Source organism: Streptomyces malaysiensis subsp. samsunensis (genome assembly GCF_024519315.1).
Lineage (GTDB): Bacteria > Actinomycetota > Actinomycetes > Streptomycetales > Streptomycetaceae > Streptomyces > Streptomyces malaysiensis.
This window is the reverse complement of the sequence record NZ_JANIIC010000022.1, coordinates 50,282-66,067: the sequence shown is the minus strand read 5'-3', so window position 1 is coordinate 66,067 and position 15,786 is coordinate 50,282. Positions and strand designations below refer to the sequence as shown.

General features: G+C 70.4%; 18 protein-coding genes and 1 riboswitch. Of the genes, 10 read left to right on the top strand and 8 right to left on the bottom strand.

The features are described from left to right. Nucleotides 1–5: 5 nt before the first annotated feature. Both NQU54_RS19895 and NQU54_RS19890 read right to left on the bottom strand, forming a co-directional pair. Complete coding sequence (locus tag NQU54_RS19895) at nt 6–464, bottom strand: DDE-type integrase/transposase/recombinase (RefSeq protein WP_257632220.1); 459 nt, start codon at nt 462–464, stop codon at nt 6–8. Nucleotides 465–551: 87 nt separating this feature from the next. After that, nucleotides 552–1,472: a tyrosine-type recombinase/integrase gene (locus tag NQU54_RS19890; RefSeq protein WP_257632219.1), complete on the bottom strand. Its 921-nt coding sequence runs from the start codon at nt 1,470–1,472 to the stop codon at nt 552–554. 143 nt (nt 1,473–1,615) lie between these two features. On the opposite strand from NQU54_RS19890, the gene NQU54_RS19885 reads away from it, so the two are divergent. From NQU54_RS19885 to NQU54_RS19860, 6 genes are all read left to right on the top strand, one after another. Next, the gene (locus NQU54_RS19885) at nt 1,616–2,182 is read left to right on the top strand and encodes a MarR family winged helix-turn-helix transcriptional regulator (protein WP_257632218.1); all 567 of its coding nucleotides are present in this window, start codon (nt 1,616–1,618) and stop codon (nt 2,180–2,182) included. Between the two features lie 94 nt (nt 2,183–2,276). After that, nucleotides 2,277–2,483: a hypothetical protein gene (locus NQU54_RS49785; protein ID WP_257632217.1), complete on the top strand. Its 207-nt coding sequence runs from the start codon at nt 2,277–2,279 to the stop codon at nt 2,481–2,483. After that, nucleotides 2,480–3,325: a PrsW family glutamic-type intramembrane protease gene (locus NQU54_RS19875; RefSeq protein WP_257632216.1), complete on the top strand. Its 846-nt coding sequence runs from the start codon at nt 2,480–2,482 to the stop codon at nt 3,323–3,325. The genes NQU54_RS49785 and NQU54_RS19875 overlap by 4 nt, the downstream gene beginning before the upstream one ends. A 31-nt stretch (nt 3,326–3,356) precedes the next feature. After that, nucleotides 3,357–3,788, top strand: a complete 432-nt coding sequence (locus NQU54_RS19870) for a hypothetical protein (protein WP_257632215.1) — start codon at nt 3,357–3,359, stop codon at nt 3,786–3,788. Nucleotides 3,789–3,879: 91 nt separating this feature from the next. Beyond that, nucleotides 3,880–4,215 (top strand): HEAT repeat domain-containing protein, encoded by a 336-nt coding sequence (locus NQU54_RS19865; RefSeq protein WP_257632214.1) that lies wholly within the window; start codon nt 3,880–3,882, stop codon nt 4,213–4,215. Between the two features lie 126 nt (nt 4,216–4,341). Beyond that, entirely contained in the window at nt 4,342–4,908 is a 567-nt protein-coding gene (locus NQU54_RS19860) for a Uma2 family endonuclease (RefSeq protein ID WP_257632213.1), read from the top strand. 84 nt (nt 4,909–4,992) lie between these two features. Here NQU54_RS19860 and NQU54_RS19855 read toward each other — a convergent pair whose 3' ends face one another. From NQU54_RS19855 to gcvT, 6 genes are all read right to left on the bottom strand, one after another. Continuing rightward, entirely contained in the window at nt 4,993–5,847 is an 855-nt protein-coding gene (locus NQU54_RS19855; RefSeq protein ID WP_257632212.1) for an RNA polymerase sigma-70 factor, read from the bottom strand. Further along, a complete protein-coding gene (locus NQU54_RS19850) occupies nt 5,844–6,401 on the bottom strand; it encodes a carboxymuconolactone decarboxylase family protein (RefSeq protein WP_257632211.1) in 558 nt (185 codons plus the stop codon). The genes NQU54_RS19855 and NQU54_RS19850 overlap by 4 nt, the downstream gene beginning before the upstream one ends. A 148-nt stretch (nt 6,402–6,549) precedes the next feature. After that, nucleotides 6,550–7,932 (bottom strand): L-serine ammonia-lyase, encoded by a 1,383-nt coding sequence (locus NQU54_RS19845; RefSeq protein WP_257632210.1) that lies wholly within the window; start codon nt 7,930–7,932, stop codon nt 6,550–6,552. Between the two features lie 189 nt (nt 7,933–8,121). After that, nucleotides 8,122–9,387 carry a serine hydroxymethyltransferase gene (gene glyA / locus NQU54_RS19840; RefSeq protein ID WP_257632209.1) on the bottom strand — a complete coding sequence of 422 codons (1,266 nt, stop codon included), beginning with the start codon at nt 9,385–9,387 and terminating at the stop codon, nt 8,122–8,124. Between the two features lie 25 nt (nt 9,388–9,412). Next, nucleotides 9,413–9,793 carry a glycine cleavage system protein GcvH gene (gene gcvH / locus NQU54_RS19835; protein WP_100806081.1) on the bottom strand — a complete coding sequence of 127 codons (381 nt, stop codon included), beginning with the start codon at nt 9,791–9,793 and terminating at the stop codon, nt 9,413–9,415. A gap of 172 nt (nt 9,794–9,965) precedes the next feature. Next, entirely contained in the window at nt 9,966–11,093 is a 1,128-nt protein-coding gene (gcvT, locus tag NQU54_RS19830; protein WP_257632208.1) for a glycine cleavage system aminomethyltransferase GcvT, read from the bottom strand. A 171-nt stretch (nt 11,094–11,264) separates the two neighbouring features. Beyond that, a riboswitch (glycine riboswitch) is annotated at nt 11,265–11,376 on the bottom strand. A 168-nt stretch (nt 11,377–11,544) separates the two neighbouring features. Here gcvT and NQU54_RS19825 point away from each other — a divergent pair. The 4 genes from NQU54_RS19825 (at nt 11,545) to NQU54_RS19810 (ending at nt 15,725) form a co-directional block, all read left to right on the top strand. Beyond that, entirely contained in the window at nt 11,545–12,243 is a 699-nt protein-coding gene (locus tag NQU54_RS19825; RefSeq protein WP_257632207.1) for an AAA family ATPase, read from the top strand. 264 nt (nt 12,244–12,507) lie between these two features. Beyond that, a complete protein-coding gene (locus NQU54_RS19820) occupies nt 12,508–13,314 on the top strand; it encodes an enhanced serine sensitivity protein SseB (protein ID WP_372505953.1) in 807 nt (268 codons plus the stop codon). Between the two features lie 111 nt (nt 13,315–13,425). Further along, entirely contained in the window at nt 13,426–14,223 is a 798-nt protein-coding gene (locus tag NQU54_RS19815; RefSeq protein ID WP_257632205.1) for an enhanced serine sensitivity protein SseB C-terminal domain-containing protein, read from the top strand. A gap of 497 nt (nt 14,224–14,720) precedes the next feature. Continuing rightward, nucleotides 14,721–15,725: an ABC transporter permease gene (locus NQU54_RS19810; protein ID WP_257632204.1), complete on the top strand. Its 1,005-nt coding sequence runs from the start codon at nt 14,721–14,723 to the stop codon at nt 15,723–15,725. Nucleotides 15,726–15,786: the final 61 nt, after the last annotated feature.

Sequence of the window (15,786 nt, the reverse complement as noted above, 5' to 3'; positions counted from 1 at the left end):
ATCTTCTATGCGGCCAGCCCCAAGGCGGAGTTGGCTCGGTGGTCGTGTTCGTAGTCGATCGGGCTGCGGTACCCGCACACGCTGTGTAGCCGGTGGGTGTTGTAGAAGCCGGTGATCCAGGTGGCAATCCTCAGCCGGGCCTCGGCCCGGGTAGCGAAGACGTGTCGGTAGACGTACTCAACCTTGAGCACGCTGTTCAACGCCTCGCTGAGGGCGTTGTCGAAAACATGACCCGACCCGGCCCGGCCCATGGACTGCGTCACGCCCAGGCGCCGGCAGGCGCGCTTGAACCGCCGGGACACGTATTCGCTGCCGCGATCCGAGTGGAAGATCACGCCCTTCACGTCGCCACCGCGGGTGGCGGCAGCCATGTGCAAGGACACGACGACGAGCTCGGCGTCGTCTCGTCCGCCCATCGCATAGCCCAGCAGTCGACGCGAGAAGAGATCGATCACGGTGGCCATTCTGTGGAATCTGTGACCTGGGGTTTCATCTCTGGGTGCCTTGCCGGACTTCGATGATCGGCAGCAGTTGGGCGGTGGTGGGTCGGTTCAGGTCGCGAGGGGTGGGGCCGGCGGGGGTGGGGACCTCGGCGAGGCGGTCGAGGAGGGTGCCCAGGGCTGTCTGGCCGTCGTCGACGGCGGCGCGTTCGTCGGCGGTGAGCGGGATCGAGAAACGAGCATCCGTTGCAGGTTGGCCTTGGCCTCCAGGAGTTGGGCCCGGCTGGAGTCCTTGGGGGTGTAGAAATCGCAGCGTGCGCAGGCCATGCGGTGCTGGCACTGTTCGAAGAAGCTGTAGGTGCAGTAGCCGTGTCCGAGGTCGTAGTGCTGCCAGGGCTCGCCGTCGGCCACGGCGCCGGAGGCGACGGCGTCGCGGTCGACGAGGACCTCGATAGTCCGCAGATTCCGGGAGAAGTATCCGGCCTCGGTGTATGCCCTGGTCAGCGTGTTGGGAGTGATCTTGGCGTAATGCTGGGTGCTGGTCGGGCTGCGGTGTCCGAGCCAAGCCTGCAGCTCGAAGAGCGTCATCGGCTCCTTGGCGTTGTAGAGCTGGCTGGCGATGGTCGAGCGGGCTCGGTGGCTGGTGATATTGCCGCGGATGTCGGCGGTGGGCACTCCGGCCTTCTCGCAGAGCGAGGGGATCAGGGTGCGGTCGATGTAGTTCTTCGCCACCGGATGGGCGCGGACGGAGAAGAGCAGGTTGACGCGCTCGTTCGTCTTGCCGTCAAGGCGCCGGGGCTGGGCGGGTCGCAGCTGCTGCCAGGCTTCGATGGCCTGGCCAACGATCGGGTCGACGGGCTTGGTGAACGCGGTGCTGGTCTTGTTGACCGGGACGTCGAGGAGGGAGACGGCCTGCTCGGCCAGGACCTCGCGGGAGGCGCCGTCGATGGGCTGTCCCTCGTGCTGCCAGCGGACGCAGCCGACCCAGCAGCGGCGGCCCGCTCTGCGGGCGCCGGCCGGGGGTGCGCTCACCGGGGGCCGTCGGGGTGGCAGGGGTGGGGGACGTCCGGGGGGTCGTGGTGGGCATGGCTTCTCCTCCGTTGGTCGGTCAGACAACCGATACGGAAGATAATGATTACAGATTGAAACGATTGTCAAGCGAGTATGATGCCCGCATGGGAATGACCAATGAAGGTGAACGGCCACCAGGTCCGCCCCCGACCGGTGCCGCCTTCCTGCTTGCCCAGCTCGGCGCCCACGCCGCCGACCTGTTCGCCGAACGCCTCGCGACGCTGGACCTGACCCCGGCCCAGAGCGGCCTGCTACGGCTGCTGGCCGGCTCCCCGGGACGCAGCCAGCGCGAGCTCGCCGACGACCTGGGTATGCCGCCGAGCCGATTTGTCGCGTTCGCCGACGAACTCGAGCGGCGCGGGTTGATCGAGCGCCGCAGGAACCCTGTCGACCGGCGCCTGTACGCGGTCCATCTGACCGATGAGGGCGGGACGTTGCTGGCGCAGCTGCGGCAGGTGGGCGCGGAGCACGAGCGCCGACTGACCGAGGGCCTGTCCGAGCCGGAGCGGGATCAACTGACCGGGCTGCTGCGGCGGGTGGCGGAACAACAGGGCCTCAGCCCCGGCGTCCACCCCGGCTTCCGCTCGATGCGCGCCGAGCGCATAGGCCGCCGGGGAAGCCGCCGGAAAGGGGTGCCCGCCGACGGCGCGGACGCCGGCACCACCCCGTAAGCGGCGGGCGGGAGTCCCGTTCGCGTCCCGTTGTCGCGGTCATGATCTGGGCAATAGCCTCGCCGCCTGAACCGAACGGTCGGGGGGACTGGGCGTGGCGTTACTCATGGTGGCCGCGAGCGTGTACGGCGTGGTGCAGCTTCTGGTGTTGTCCTCGCCGACCCGGTCGGTGCGTATGTCCACGGCGCTGCTGGCCATCGCGGTCGGCGTGTATGGGGCCGGGGTCGCGGCGGGGCTGCTGGAGTTGGCGTATACGCGTGGGTCGCCGAGGCCACGGGGAGGTCGCTGGCCGAGGTCGTGAAGACCGCGAGCTATGCGGTCGATCCGGTCATCGAAGAGCTGATGAAGCTGGCGCCGCTGCTGCTCGTGGCGTGGAACGTCAGAATCCGGCGGCAGTGGGGGCTGACGGATTACGTGGTGCTCGGTGCGGCGCTGGGGGCCGGGTTCGGGCTCTTGGAGGCGGTGGCGCGGTACGGGCTGGACGCCGACCGGGCGATCGCTCACCCGGCCGGCGGGTGGGCCGTTCCCGACAGCCTCCGTGCGCCGTACATCCCGGGTGTCGAGCAGGTCTTCTCGGCTTGGTTCCCCGCGCCACAGGGGGCTTTGGCGCTCGGCGACCGCAGCCCGGCCGCCGCCACCAGTCCCCACCCGGTCTACACGGCCTTGGCGGCGCTCGGTGTGGGTGTCCTGTTGCGTGGCCGGGGTTGGACGCGTGTGCTCGGCGTGCTGCCGCTCGCCGCCACGTCCGGGCTGCACATGCTGACCAACTACGCCGCCGCGTACCCGATGGACCGGGACGCGGCGGACTGGGTTGAACCGTTCGAGGGGATGCGGTGGGCGGTGCCGCTGGTGTGTCTGGCGGTTGCCATGGCCGCCGACCTGCGGCAGTTGTGGCGGGGGAAGGCGGTCGTGCCGGGCATCCTGCCGCAGGCGGAGCGCACGGGCAGGACCGGCCTGAGCGCGCTGGCGTCGTACGGGTCCTGGTGCGTGCCCTGGTCCACGCTGATCGCGCTGCGCTTCGCGCGCTTGCGGGCGGTCCCTGCTCTACGGGGCGGTGGGTGGGGCGCCGTCATACCCCGGCGCCGAGAGCCTGCACCGTACGGTCGCCTGGTCCGCCGCCCAGATCGACGCCTCCGACTGTGAACGCGCCTGGCGGGGCGTCGACTTACGGGCCGTGGCAAGGGCGGCCGGGACACTGCGGGACCGGCACCGGAAGTGGTACGTGCTCGCGTCCGTCGCTCTGACGATCCCGGCGCTGCTCCTCCTGGCGATCGGCTCCTTCCCGTCCGCTGCCGATCTCCAGCAGCGCTTCGCTTCGGGCACCGGGCTGCGCGTCCTGGTCGGCTTCGGGATCGCGGCCCTGCTGTGGACGGGCTGGCTGCTGGTACGACTGCTGAGCGCCTGGCGGGCAACGCTCGCGCTGCCGCATGGCGAGGCGCTGGCCACGATCCGCTTCCGCGTCTGGACCGCGCTCGGCGGGTGCGTCGTGGGTGCGCTGCTGCTGTTCCGACTGGCCGACGGCGTGCCCCCGGACGGACCCGTGATCCGCAACCTCCACCTCCTCGACGCATCTATCACGGTCACGTCCGGAAGTGGAATGAGCTGAGTCAGCAGATGCAGAGTGCACTACGGAAAGCGGGCCTCGTAACGGCCAAGGGTAAGATCAAGTAGTCGCCTGGCGAGGAGTTACCTTTCCCATGGAATACCAAAAGCCTGAGCCGGTTACCGCAGGGAAAGCTGCGGAAATCTTCGGTTCTGGGCAGCCGCGAGAAATCTCCGAGACGCTGATCGCAGCCTCTCTGAACCTTCAGGACCGAGAGTGGGTGGAGCAATGGTTGATCCACTTCACCTCGCACCCCGATTCCGATGTGCGCAGGGCCGCTGCCCTTGCGCTGGGCCACCTTGCCCGGCTTCACCGGCAGGTATCGCCTGAGGCGGTCGACGCGGTGGGAAGACTTCGGGATGACCAGTCCCTCGCGGGCGCCGCCGCCGACGCACTCGAAGACGTGGAGATCTTCACCCGTGAACCGTGACGGGACACAGGATGCGGGCCGGCAGGTCTCTGCGCTGGACCCGTGAGCCCGGGGCGGGGAGCGCTTGCCCCGGTACGCTGAGCCCGGCAGTGCCATACCCGTCGCACGGGTTCAGGGAGGTGAGTCATGACCGCCGAGATGGTCGCTCCGGCGTGGATGCACGAGCAGATCACGGCTGAGCAGTACGACTCCTGGTCCGAGGAGCAGTGCGCGGGCATTGAGATCGTGGACGGGATGGTCGTGGTGAGCCCCAGCGCGTCGAAGCGGCACAACCGCCTGGCCCGGATCCTTGCCAACGCCCTGGAAGACGCCGCGGGCCCTGACTGGAACGCCGATACGGACTTCGATGTCCGGCTTCAGGACGTGCCGCTCACCAATCGCCGTCCGGACGTGGTCATGTATCGCGCGGAAACGATCGATGTCACACCCACCCGCCCCGAACATGTGCTGCTGGTCGCCGAGGTCGTGTCGCCCGGTTCGGAGACCACCGACCGCATCGTGAAGGTGGACCAGTACGCCAAGGCGGGCATCGCCTTCTACTGGCGGATCGAGCAGGCGGCCACCGGTGTCCCGCTCGTCTACACCTACGTCCTCGACCCCGCGACCAGGGCCTACCGGGAGGGAGAGGTGTTCACCGGTGTGGTGAAGGTCGCGGCTCCGTTTCCGGTGCGGGTCGATCTCGGTCAGCTCTGAAGGCTCGGCGCACCGCGTAGCCGACCTCGGACGGCCGCGAGGACGGCCTGTTCGCCGGTGTGCGTCCCCGGCGGCATCCGCGGGCTACGGCAGCAGGTGGCGCAGCTTGTCCGGGTTGCGGATGATGCGGATCTCGGTGATCCGGGCGTCCTCGACCTCCGCGCGGGCGACCGTGTCCGGGCGGCCCGCGACCGTGAGGAGCAGTCCTGGCCGGCCGTTGACGTCGACCGCGTGCACCCGAGGGTCGTCCATCGGCTGGGCCAGGACGGCGGCGAGGAAACGGGCGACCTTTTGCGCGCCGTGCTGTGGGCGGATGGCGGCCTTCACCTTGCCGCCGCCATCGCTCCACGCCGTCACATCGGGGGCGAGCAGCTCCATCATCCGGTTGAGGTCGCCGCCGAGGCAGGCGGCCAGGAACTCATCGGTGACCCGTCGCCGCACCTCGGCGGGGGCGTCGTAACGCGGCCGGCGGGCCTGGACATGTGCCCTGGCCCGGCGGCCCACCTGCCGGACGGCCGCCTCGCCGCGCTCCAGCATTCCGGCGATCTCCCGGAAGGAGAAGCCGAAGACCTCCTTGAGCACGAAGACCGCTCGCTCCAGCGGCGAGAGGCTTTCGAGCACGACCAGCAGGGCGAGCGAGACCGACTCGGCCAGCTCCACCTCCTCGCCGATGTCCGGCCGGGTGACCAGCGGCTCGGGCAGCCAGGGCCCGACGTATCGTTCGCGGGTGGCGGCGGCCGAGGTGAGCCGGTTGAGGGCGAGGTTGGTGACCGTACGGGCCAGATAGCCGGCCGGGTTGTCCACCGGCGTGGACACCTGACTGCAACGCAGCCAGGCGTCCTGCACCACGTCCTCGGCATCGGCGACGGAGCCCAGCATGCGGTAGGCGATGCCGAACAGCGTCCGCCGGTGTTCTTCGAAGCCGGTCGCGTCGATCACGCCCGCGACGGTACCGCGCAGCTGTCGGAGAAGCCCTGGCTGGTCAGGCCGAAGGCGCTGTTGACGCGTGAGCGGTAGTTCTCCAGGCCGACCATGGCGGTGAGTTCGACGAAGGCCGCCTCACCGAGCCGCTCGATCAGGGCGGCCGCGAGCTCGTCGGTGACCCGGGGTTCGGTCTCGGTCATCGCTTCGGCGTAGTCCAGGACGAGCAGTTCCAGCTCGGTGAAGGCGTCCCGGTGGTCGCGCCACCGCGGGACCCTGGAGATCTTGTCCATCGGGAGCCCGAGGGCGTCGGCCTCCCAGTGGCCGAAGTCCATGCACCACGAGCAGTTGATCCTGGCCGCCGCGGCCATGACCGCGAGGTGCTTGAGGCCCGGGTCGAGGCGGTTCCACTTGGCGGCACCGCGTTCGGTGCGCACGTAGGTGAGCAGCACCCGCGGATTGTGGCCGACGGCCAGACCGGGGTCGAGCACCTTGCCGTAGGTGCGCCGGGAGTACCAGGCGCCCAGGCGGTTGAGCAGAGTGCTGGGCGGGGTGAGCGGGATACGGGCCATGGCGGGTCTCTCCATCGTGTCGCGCCTGTGGTGGCAATGGCTTCCGCAGGTGCGACAGAACAGCCCGCCGGAGTGTGACATCCGGCGGGCCGCTCCGTCGCGACGGACCCGGCTGGAGCCGGTTGCCCTCAGCGCTCGACGGGGTGTTTCAGCACTCGATGACGTTCACCGCGAGCCCGCCCCGGGCCGTCTCCTTGTATTTGACCTTCATATCGGCGCCCGTCTGCTTCATCGTCTTGATGACCTTGTCGAGGGAGACATGGTGGCGGCCGTCGCCGCGGAGCGACATACGGGCGGCGGTGACGGCCTTGACCCCGGCCATGCCGTTGCGCTCGATGCAGGGGATCTGGACGAGGCCGCCGACGGGGTCGCAGGTGAGGCCGAGGTTGTGTTCCATACCGATCTCGGCGGCGTTCTCGACCTGTTCCGGGGAGCCGCCCAGGACCTCGGCCAGGCCGCCGGCGGCCATGGAGCAGGCGGAGCCGACCTCGCCCTGGCAGCCGACCTCGGCGCCGGAGATCGAGGCGTTCTCCTTGAAGAGCATGCCGATGGCGCCCGCGGCGAGGAGGAAGCGGATGACGCCGTCCTCGTCGGCGCCGGGGACGAAGCGGGTGTAGTAGTGCAGGACGGCGGGGATGATGCCCGCCGCGCCGTTGGTGGGGGCGGTGACCACGCGGCCGCCGGCCGCGTTCTCCTCGTTGACCGCCATGGCGTAGAGGGTCACCCACTCCATGGCGCGGGGGGCCGGGTCGCCCTCGGAGCGCAGGGCGCGGGCGGCGGTGGCGGCGCGGCGGCGGACCTTGAGGCCGCCGGGCAGGATGCCCTCCCGGGACATGCCGCGGGCCACGCACTTCTCCATGACGTGCCAGATCTCCAGCAGGCCCGCGCGGATCTCCTGCTCCGTGCGCCACGCCTTCTCGTTCTCCAGCATCAGGGCGGAGATGGACAGCCCCGTCTCCTGGGAGAGCCGCAGCAGCTCGTCGCCGGTGCGGAAGGGGTGGGTGAGGACGGTGTCGTCGAGTTTGATGCGGTCCTCGCCGACCGCGTCCTCGTCCACCACGAAGCCGCCGCCGACCGAGTAGTACGTCTTCTCCAGCAGCGGATGGCCCTCGGCGTCGTACGCGCACAGCGTCATGCCGTTGGCGTGGTACGGCAGGGAGCGGCGGCGGTGCAGGATCAGCTGGGCCGACGGATCGAAGTCGATCTCCTGGCCGGGGCCGATCTCGGCGCCGAGCAGCCGCAGTCGCTTGCTGGTGCGGATGCGCTCCACCTCGTCGTCGGCGGTCTCGACCTCGACGGTGCGCGGGGAGTGGCCCTCCAGGCCCAGCAGCACGGCCTTCGGGGTGCCATGGCCATGGCCGGTGGCGCCCAGCGAGCCGAAGAGTTCGGCACGGACGGAGGTGGTGTGGGCCAGCAGGCCCTCGTTCTTCAGCCGGCGGACGAACATCCGCGAGGCCCGCATCGGGCCGACGGTGTGCGAACTGGACGGGCCGATGCCGATCGAGAAGAGGTCGAATACGGAAATGGCCACTGGGGACTCCTTCATCTGCACGCCGGGGAAGCGTGTGCCCGCCGGGAAGCGTGCGGGCCGTGCGTGCGGGCCGTGCGTGCAGGCCGTGCGTATGCGCCGTGCCTATGCGCCGTGTGGGGCTGGTGCGGCGGGGGCGCGCCGGCGGGGGCGCGCCCCCCGTGTCCGGGTTACGGCGGGAGTTACTCCGGGTTACCTGGACAGACGCGCGTACAGCGGGTGCTTGTCGGCCAGGGCGGTGACCCGGGCCTTCAGCGCCTCCGCGTCGTGGGACGGCTTGAGCGTCTGCGCGATCACGTCGGCGACCTCGCGGAAGTCGTCCGCGGTGAAGCCGCGCGTGGCCAGCGCCGGGGTGCCGATCCGCAGACCCGAGGTGACCATCGGGGGCCGCGGGTCGTTCGGGATCGCGTTGCGGTTGACCGTGATGCCGACCTCGTGGAGCCGGTCCTCGGCCTGCCGCCCGTCCAGCTCGGAGTCGCGCAGATCGACCAGGACCAGATGGACGTCGGTGCCGCCGGAGAGGACGGCGACGCCCGCCTCGCGCACATCCGGCTGGGTCAGGCGCTCGGCGAGGATCTTCGCGCCCTCCAGGGTGCGCTCCTGGCGCTCCTTGAAGGCCGAGCTCGCCGCGACCTTGAAGGACACCGCCTTCGCCGCGATCACATGCTCCAGCGGGCCGCCCTGCTGACCGGGGAAGACCGCCGAGTTGATCTTCTTGGCCAGCTCGGCGGTGGAGAGGATCACGCCACCGCGCGGACCGCCCAGGGTCTTGTGCGTGGTGGTGGTCACCACATGGGCGTGCGGTACGGGCGAGGGGTGCAGCCCGGCCGCCACCAGACCCGCGAAGTGGGCCATGTCGACCATCAGATACGCGCCGACCTCGTCCGCGATCCGGCGGAAGGCCGCGAAGTCCAGCTGGCGGGGGTAGGCCGACCAGCCCGCGATCACCAGCTTGGGGCGGTGTTCCTTGGCCAGCCGCTCGACCTCGTCCATGTCGACCAGACCGGTCTCGGCGTCCACGTGGTAGGGCACCACGTTGTAGAGCTTGCCGGAGAAGTTGATCTTCATGCCATGGGTCAGATGGCCGCCGTGCGCCAGGTTCAGCCCCAGGATGGTGTCGCCGGGGGAGAGCAGGGCGAACATCGCGGCCGCGTTGGCCTGTGCGCCCGAATGCGGCTGGACGTTCGCCGCCTCGGCGCCGAAGAGCTCCTTGACCCGGTCGATGGCGATCTGCTCGACCACATCGACATGCTCACAGCCGCCGTAGTAGCGGCGGCCTGGATAGCCCTCGGCATACTTGTTGGTCAGGACCGAGCCCTGGGCCTCCATCACCGCCGCCGGAGCGAAGTTCTCCGAGGCGATCATCTCCAGGGTGGACTGCTGGCGGTGGAGTTCGGCGTCGACAGCAGCGGCGACGTCCGGGTCGAGCTCGTGCAGGGAGCTGTTGAGAAGCGACATCGAGGTCCCGATCGAAAGAGGAGGGTCAGTTTTCGGCGAAGGCGGTGTACTCGTCGGCGGAGAGCAGCTCCTCCGGCTCGTTCGCCACCCGCACCTTGAACAGCCAGCCGCCCTCGAAGGGGGCGGAATTCACCAGCGCCGGATCATTCACCACGTCCTCGTTGATCTCGGTGACCTCACCGGAGACGGGCGCGTACAGGTCGCTGACCGACTTGGTGGACTCCAGCTCTCCGCAGGTTTCACCGGCGGTGACGGCAGAGCCGACGTCCGGAAGCTGGACATAGACGACATCGCCGAGCGCGTTGGCCGCGAATTCGGTGATGCCGATCGTCGACACGCCGTCCGCGTCGGCGGCCGACAGCCACTCGTGCTCCTTGCTGTAGCGCAGCTGCTGGGGGTTGCTCATGGTCCGATTCTCCTGGATACGGGGGAGTGTTTGGGAAACGGGTCTTAGCTGGTGGGACGAGACGCCGGGGACACCGATGGGGTCACGGCGCCGAGGGGACGCGGTGGGCCGGAGGACGCGGATGGGACGCGGTGGGCCGGAGGACGCCGATGGGACACGGGCCGGGGCCCGCTCAGCGCTCGCGCCGGTAGAAGGGGAGCGCCACGACCTCGTACGGCTCCCGGGTGCCCCGGATGTCCACCGAGACCCCCTCGGTGCCGGGCTTGGCGTACTCCACGTCCACATACGCCATCGCGATCGGCTTGCCCAGCGTCGGCGAGGGCGCGCCCGAGGTGACCTGGCCGATCCGTGAGCCGTCGGCGGCCACCACCGCGTATCCGGCGCGCGGCACCCGGCGGCCCTCGGCGATCAGGCCGACCAGGGTGCGCGGGCTGACGGTGTCCGCCTGGCGGGACGCGGCCTCCAGGGCCTGGCGGCCGACGAAGTCGCCCGGCTTGTCCAGCTTCACCACCCGGCCGAGCCCCGCGTCGAAGGGGGTGGTGTCGCTGGTCAGCTCATGCCCGTACAGCGGCATGCCCGCCTCCAGCCGCAGGGTGTCCCGGCAGGACAGCCCGCAGGGCACCAGGCCCACCGGCGCCCCGGCCTCGGTCAGCGCGTCCCAGACCCGCTCGGCGTCGTCCGGCGCCAGGAACAGCTCGAAGCCGTCCTCGCCCGTGTAGCCGGTGCGGGCGATCATGGCGGGGACGCCCGCGACGGTGCCGGGCAGCCCGGCGTAGTACTTCAGCCCGTCCAGGTCGGCGTCGGTCAGGCGCTTCAGGATCCCCGGGGACTCGGGCCCCTGGACGGCGATCAGCGCATACGCCTCGCGGTCGTCCCTCACGGCCGTCTCGAAGCCGCTCGCCCGCTCGGTCAGCGCGTCCAGCACCACCTGGGCGTTGGCGGCGTTGGCCACCACCAGGAACTCCTCGTCGCCGAGGCGGTAGACGATCAGGTCGTCCAGGATGCCGCCCTCGGTGTCGCAGATCATGGTGTAGCGGGCCCGGCCGACGGCGAGCGCGGACAGCCGGCCCACCAGCGCGTGGTCCAGGGCCTGCCCGGCCCGCGGGCCGATGAGAGAGATCTCACCCATGTGGGAGAGGTCGAAGAGCCCGGCGCGGGTGCGCACCGCGGTGTGCTCATCGCGCTCACTGCCGTAGCGCAGCGGCATCTCCCAGCCGGCGAAGTCGGTCATGGTGGCGCCGAGCGCACGGTGCCGCGCGTCCAGCGCGGTGCGGCGTGGGGTGGGCGGGGCGTCGGTCACGATTCAGGCTCCAGAAGGTCGGGGTCGCGCTACGGCGTGGACGGACGGCAAGGACGCGTGCGTCCTCCCCATCTGTCATCGGAACCTGAGAGGTTCGCCGTGACGCCCGTAAGGGGCCCGGCTTGCACCTTGGGTGGAGCCGCGCCCGCGCGGCCCGCTTTTCAGATCTGCCTCGTCCGCGCGGTATCAGGGGCCTGAGAGATTCAAGGGAGGGCTTGCTCCTTCGGCGCCCTGGACGCCCGGCATGGATGCCGGTGACCAAGGACTCTCCCGCGCGGATTCAAACGGCCGGTATGGAGTTGCGGCCACATCATCGCATGTATGGCCGAGAAGGGAAGCCCCGAACCGAGCGGGCGCCGGGCGCCCGGCGGAGGCAGCCTTGATGGACATTACCTTTTCTTGACACTCTGCGGGTACGAGCAGCGTTGACCGACCTGGGAGGACGATCACGGTGCATGGGCAGGAAACGTACGCGACAACACAGAGGCTCCTGCCGGCGCGGCGTGGCCGTACCCCCTCCGGGTCGACGGCACGCCCCGGCCGAAGAGCCCCGGTGCACGATCTGCGCGACGAGGCGCGGGACGGCGGCGCGGGCACGCGGGAGCTCCGCTTTCCGGCGGGGGACGTGCTGGTCGCCTCCGGGCTGCCGGGCAGTGGCAAGAGCACGCTGATCAACCGGACCGTGCCGCTCCTGGACGAGACGGGCTCGGTCGTCATCAGGGTGGACTCGCAGAACACCCGCGAGGCGTGGGAGCGCCGGCTGCCCGGCTGGCTGCCGTACGCGCTCTACCGCCCGCTGGTCCGGTACACCCACTACGCCGGGCTGCGCCGGGCGCTGCGCTCGAACGTGAGCGTCGTGGTCCATGACTGCGGTGCGCTGCCGTGGGTCCGCCGCTGGCTGGCCCGGGACGTACGGCGCCGGGGCCGCAGCCTCCATATGGTGCTGCTGGACGTGGACGGCGCGGTGGCCCTGGAGGGCCAGGCCGCCCGCGGCCGCGGGGTCTCCGGCTACGCCTTCGGCCGCCATCTGCGCGCCATGCGGCGGCTGATCACCGGGATCGAGGAGGGGCGGCCGCCGGAGGGGTGCGCCTCGGCGGTGCTGCTGGACCGGTCGACCGCGAGCGCGCTGCGCTGCATCTCCTTCGAATGAGCCCCGTCTCCGGGGCGAGTGGGCCCGGTCTCCCAGGCGGACCCCGGGGGAGCCCGAGTGGACCCCGGGCGGCTCCCCGGTGAGGTGGGGGAGCGTCAGACGCCCCGTGGCCGGAAATCGGCCACGGGGCGTCACTCGCCGTCACGGCGGCCCGGCCGGGCGAGGTGGGGAAGTGCTGTGGAGATGCCGTCGCCCCGCTGGCCCTGGGCCGTCCAGCCGTTAGGGTGCTTTGGGCAGGTCGGACGAGATGGCGGTTGGACGAAGATGAGCTTCCCGGAGCAGTACGGTATGGCCCCGGATCACGGAGGATTCCCCGGCGGCGCGTATGCCGCGCATCCGGCCTTTCCCGGCAATGAGCTCGAAGAGGTGATGGCCGCCTCGATCGACGTCCCCGGAGCCGGGGCGCGCATCGTCGAGACGCTCTCCCGCAGCCATATCTGGGTGCCGCTGCCCAACGGCGGGGGCCCGGACAGCCCGAGCCTCGATCTGCCCACGATGGAGATCGAGGGCGGCGCGTATGTCCCGGTGTTCAGCTCCGAGCAGCAGTTCCTCCAGCTCGTCGGCTCCCATATGTCCTTCACCGTCGCCCCGGCCGTGGACTTCGCCCGCGGGCTGCCGCCCCAGCTCGGCATCGCGGTGAACCCCGGGGGCGCGGTGGTCGTACCGCTGCCGCCGCCCGCGGTCCGGGAGCTGTGCCGCGCCGGGCGCACCGAGCTCGACGGCCCGGCGCCCGGTGGCCGGGTGCGGCTCTTCGAACCGGACTGGCAGGACGAGCCGGTGGACTTCCTGGCCGCCGCCGGGATCGAGTTCGCCAAGGACACCGGGGTGCGGACCGCCCGGCGCGCCCTGGCCAGCGTCGAGGGCGGCGAACCGGCGCTCTTCGTCGGTGTGCAGGTCGAGGCCCCGGGCCCGGAGGGGCAGGCGCTCGCGGTGGACGCGCTGGGCCGGGCCCTCGGCTCGGTGCCGGTGCCGTGGAAGGTTCAGCTGGTGCTGCTGGACGTGGCGCAGGGGGATCCGGTGGCCGACTGGATGGTGTCGCGCGTACGGCCGTTCTACGACCGTGACCTCTGACGCGCCCCAGGGTCCGCTGCCGGGGCCCGTAAGCTGGTTTGATGACCAGGCGGGGCGCGGGCACGCGCCCCGGGGAGGTGCGGGCAAGGCCGAGAGAAGGGGCGGACCCAGGTGAGCGCGGGCGCGGATTGGGGGGCGGTGGCCGGCCAGGTCGAGCGAGCGTTGCAGCAGGTCGCTCCCGGCCGGTACGACGCCTATGAGGCGCTGCTCCGCGCCATCGGCGAGGGCCAGGTCTGGATGTTGCTGTGGCACGGTGCGCCCGGCTCGCCCGATGCCCAGTACGGGAACATGGATGTGGACGGCCTCGGTTACGCCCCGTGCGTGACCTCCGCCCAGGAGCTGGCCGCCAGTGGCTGGAACCGTGCGCATGAGGTGGTCGACGGGCGCCTCATCGCCGACTCCCTCTACCGCGACCGCTACGGCCTCTGGCTCAATCCGCACGCCCCCGGCGGCGGAGTGGGCATCCCCTGGCCGGATCTGCGCCGGATCGCGGGCGGTCTCGACCGGCTGCCCGCCGGGCCGCTGCGGCTGAGCGACCCCAGCATCGACCTGCCCCAGTTCTACGCGCTGTTGGGGCAGAACGCGCATCGCACCGCCGCGGTGCGGTCGCTGCGCCGCGCCTGGGTGCAGCCCGCGCTGGGCGCCCCGTATCTGGCGATCGGCCTGGATCTGTACGACACCGGGGCGGCGGCGGTGCAGTCGGTGCGGGTGATGATGGAGCAGTCGATCAACGCCGTGCCGGACGGGCTGCCGGTCTCCACGGTCGCGCTCTCCGACGAGTACGACCCCGTCGCCATGTGGATGCGGGCCAATGCCCGCCCCTTCTTCGACCGCGATGCCTATGGCACCGCGCCCGCCGCGCCGCCGTCCTACGGCTACGGCTATCCGCCGCCGCGCCCGGCGTACTGATCCCCGCCTCGCGTACTGATCCCGCCTCGCGCGCCGATCCATGCTTCGCGCGCCGAGCCGCGCCCGCGTACCGTTTGCCGTCTCGCGTGCTGAATCTCGCGTACCGCGTCTCGCCCACTGATCGCCTCGCGCACCGATCCGAGTCCCGTGCACCGCTCCGCGCACCGATTGACGGGATTGCCCGCCCGGCCTTCCGGTCCTATGGGGCCGAATACCCCATAGCGGGCGGGATGTTACTGCTGCGTTCTCGTGTCGCGACCGTCCGTATAGCGGAGGGGTACTCCTCACATCACGGTTAGGCATCCATTGCCCGGGAGTACTGGCGGGTGATCACAAACGCGTTGAAGACTCCCGCTCCAAGGGGTGCGGTTCCTGCGTACGACCCCTTCCAGAAAGGTTCCGTACCAGAACGCGACTTTCACCCAGGTTGTGAACGAAGCCGCCACAGCGGCGAGTCGTGGGCCGGTCACCACCGGTCGAGAGGGGTCTCCACCACGATGACGGCACCATTGCACGGCACGAGCACGGACAGCGATCCGGTCGCGACTGCCGATGTAGCGGCGGATGTGGTCAAAGCGTCCGTAGAAGGCAGATCGCTGCGGCAGATCGCCTGGTCACGCCTGAAGCGGGACAAGCTCGCCCTGGCGGGTGGCATCGTTGTCGTGTTCCTGGTTCTGGTGGCGATCTTCGCCCCGCTGATCGTGGGTCTGCTCGGGCATCCGCCCAATGAGTTCCACCAGGAGGAGATCGACCCGCTGTTCGGCACCCCGAAGGGGTCCCTGGGCGGTATGAGCCCGGACTTCCTCTTCGGCGTGGAGCCGTCCAACGGCCGCGACGTCTTCAGCCGCGTCGTCTACGGCGCCCGGATCTCGCTGCTGGTGGCCTTCCTCGCGGCGGTGGTCGCGGTGGTCCTCGGCACCATCTTCGGCATCATCGCCGGTTACTTCGGCGGCTGGGTGGACTCGGTGATCAGCAGGGTGATGGACATGCTGCTGGCCTTCCCGCAGCTGCTCTTCATCATCTCCCTGGTCTCGGTGCTCCCCAACGACCTGCTGGGACTGACCGGCAGCGGGGTGCGCATCGCGATCCTGGTCTCGGTGATCGGCTTCTTCGGCTGGCCGTACGTCGGCCGCATCGTGCGCGGTCAGACGCTGTCGCTGCGCGAGAAGGAGTACATCGAGGCCGCGCGGAGCCTGGGCGCCGGCCGGCGCTACATCCTCTTCCGCGAGCTGCTGCCCAACCTGGTGGCGCCGATCACCGTCTACACGACGTTGATGATCCCCACCAACATCCTCACCGAGGCCGCGCTCAGCTTCCTCGGCGCGGGCGTGAAGCCGCCCACCGCCTCGTGGGGGCAGATGCTCTCCAAGGCGGTCGGCACCTATGAGGACGACCCGATGTTCATGATCATCCCGGGTGTGGCGATCTTCGTCACGGTGCTGGCCTTCAACCTCTTCGGCGACGGCGTCCGCGACGCGCTCGATCCGAAGGGCACCCGATGACGGCGCGGCGCGCGACACCCCCTGCGGACCGGTCGTACCCGAACACCTCAGCCCCTGCCGG

Excerpts from the sequence above, each read along its gene's own strand:
- NQU54_RS19895 (WP_257632220.1), bottom strand. The coding sequence starts at position 464 with ATGGCCACCGTGATCGATCTCTTCTCGCGTCGACTGCTGGGCTATGCG.
- NQU54_RS19885 (WP_257632218.1), top strand. The coding sequence starts at position 1,616 with ATGGGAATGACCAATGAAGGTGAACGGCCACCAGGTCCGCCCCCGACC.
- NQU54_RS19865 (WP_257632214.1), top strand. The coding sequence starts at position 3,880 with ATGGAATACCAAAAGCCTGAGCCGGTTACCGCAGGGAAAGCTGCGGAA.
- NQU54_RS19860 (WP_257632213.1), top strand. The coding sequence starts at position 4,342 with ATGACCGCCGAGATGGTCGCTCCGGCGTGGATGCACGAGCAGATCACG.
- NQU54_RS19850 (WP_257632211.1), bottom strand. The coding sequence starts at position 6,401 with ATGGCCCGTATCCCGCTCACCCCGCCCAGCACTCTGCTCAACCGCCTG.
- glyA (WP_257632209.1), bottom strand. The coding sequence starts at position 9,387 with ATGTCGCTTCTCAACAGCTCCCTGCACGAGCTCGACCCGGACGTCGCC.
- gcvH (WP_100806081.1), bottom strand. The coding sequence starts at position 9,793 with ATGAGCAACCCCCAGCAGCTGCGCTACAGCAAGGAGCACGAGTGGCTG.
- NQU54_RS19820 (WP_372505953.1), top strand. The coding sequence starts at position 12,508 with ATGAGCTTCCCGGAGCAGTACGGTATGGCCCCGGATCACGGAGGATTC.
- NQU54_RS19810 (WP_257632204.1), top strand. The coding sequence starts at position 14,721 with ATGACGGCACCATTGCACGGCACGAGCACGGACAGCGATCCGGTCGCG.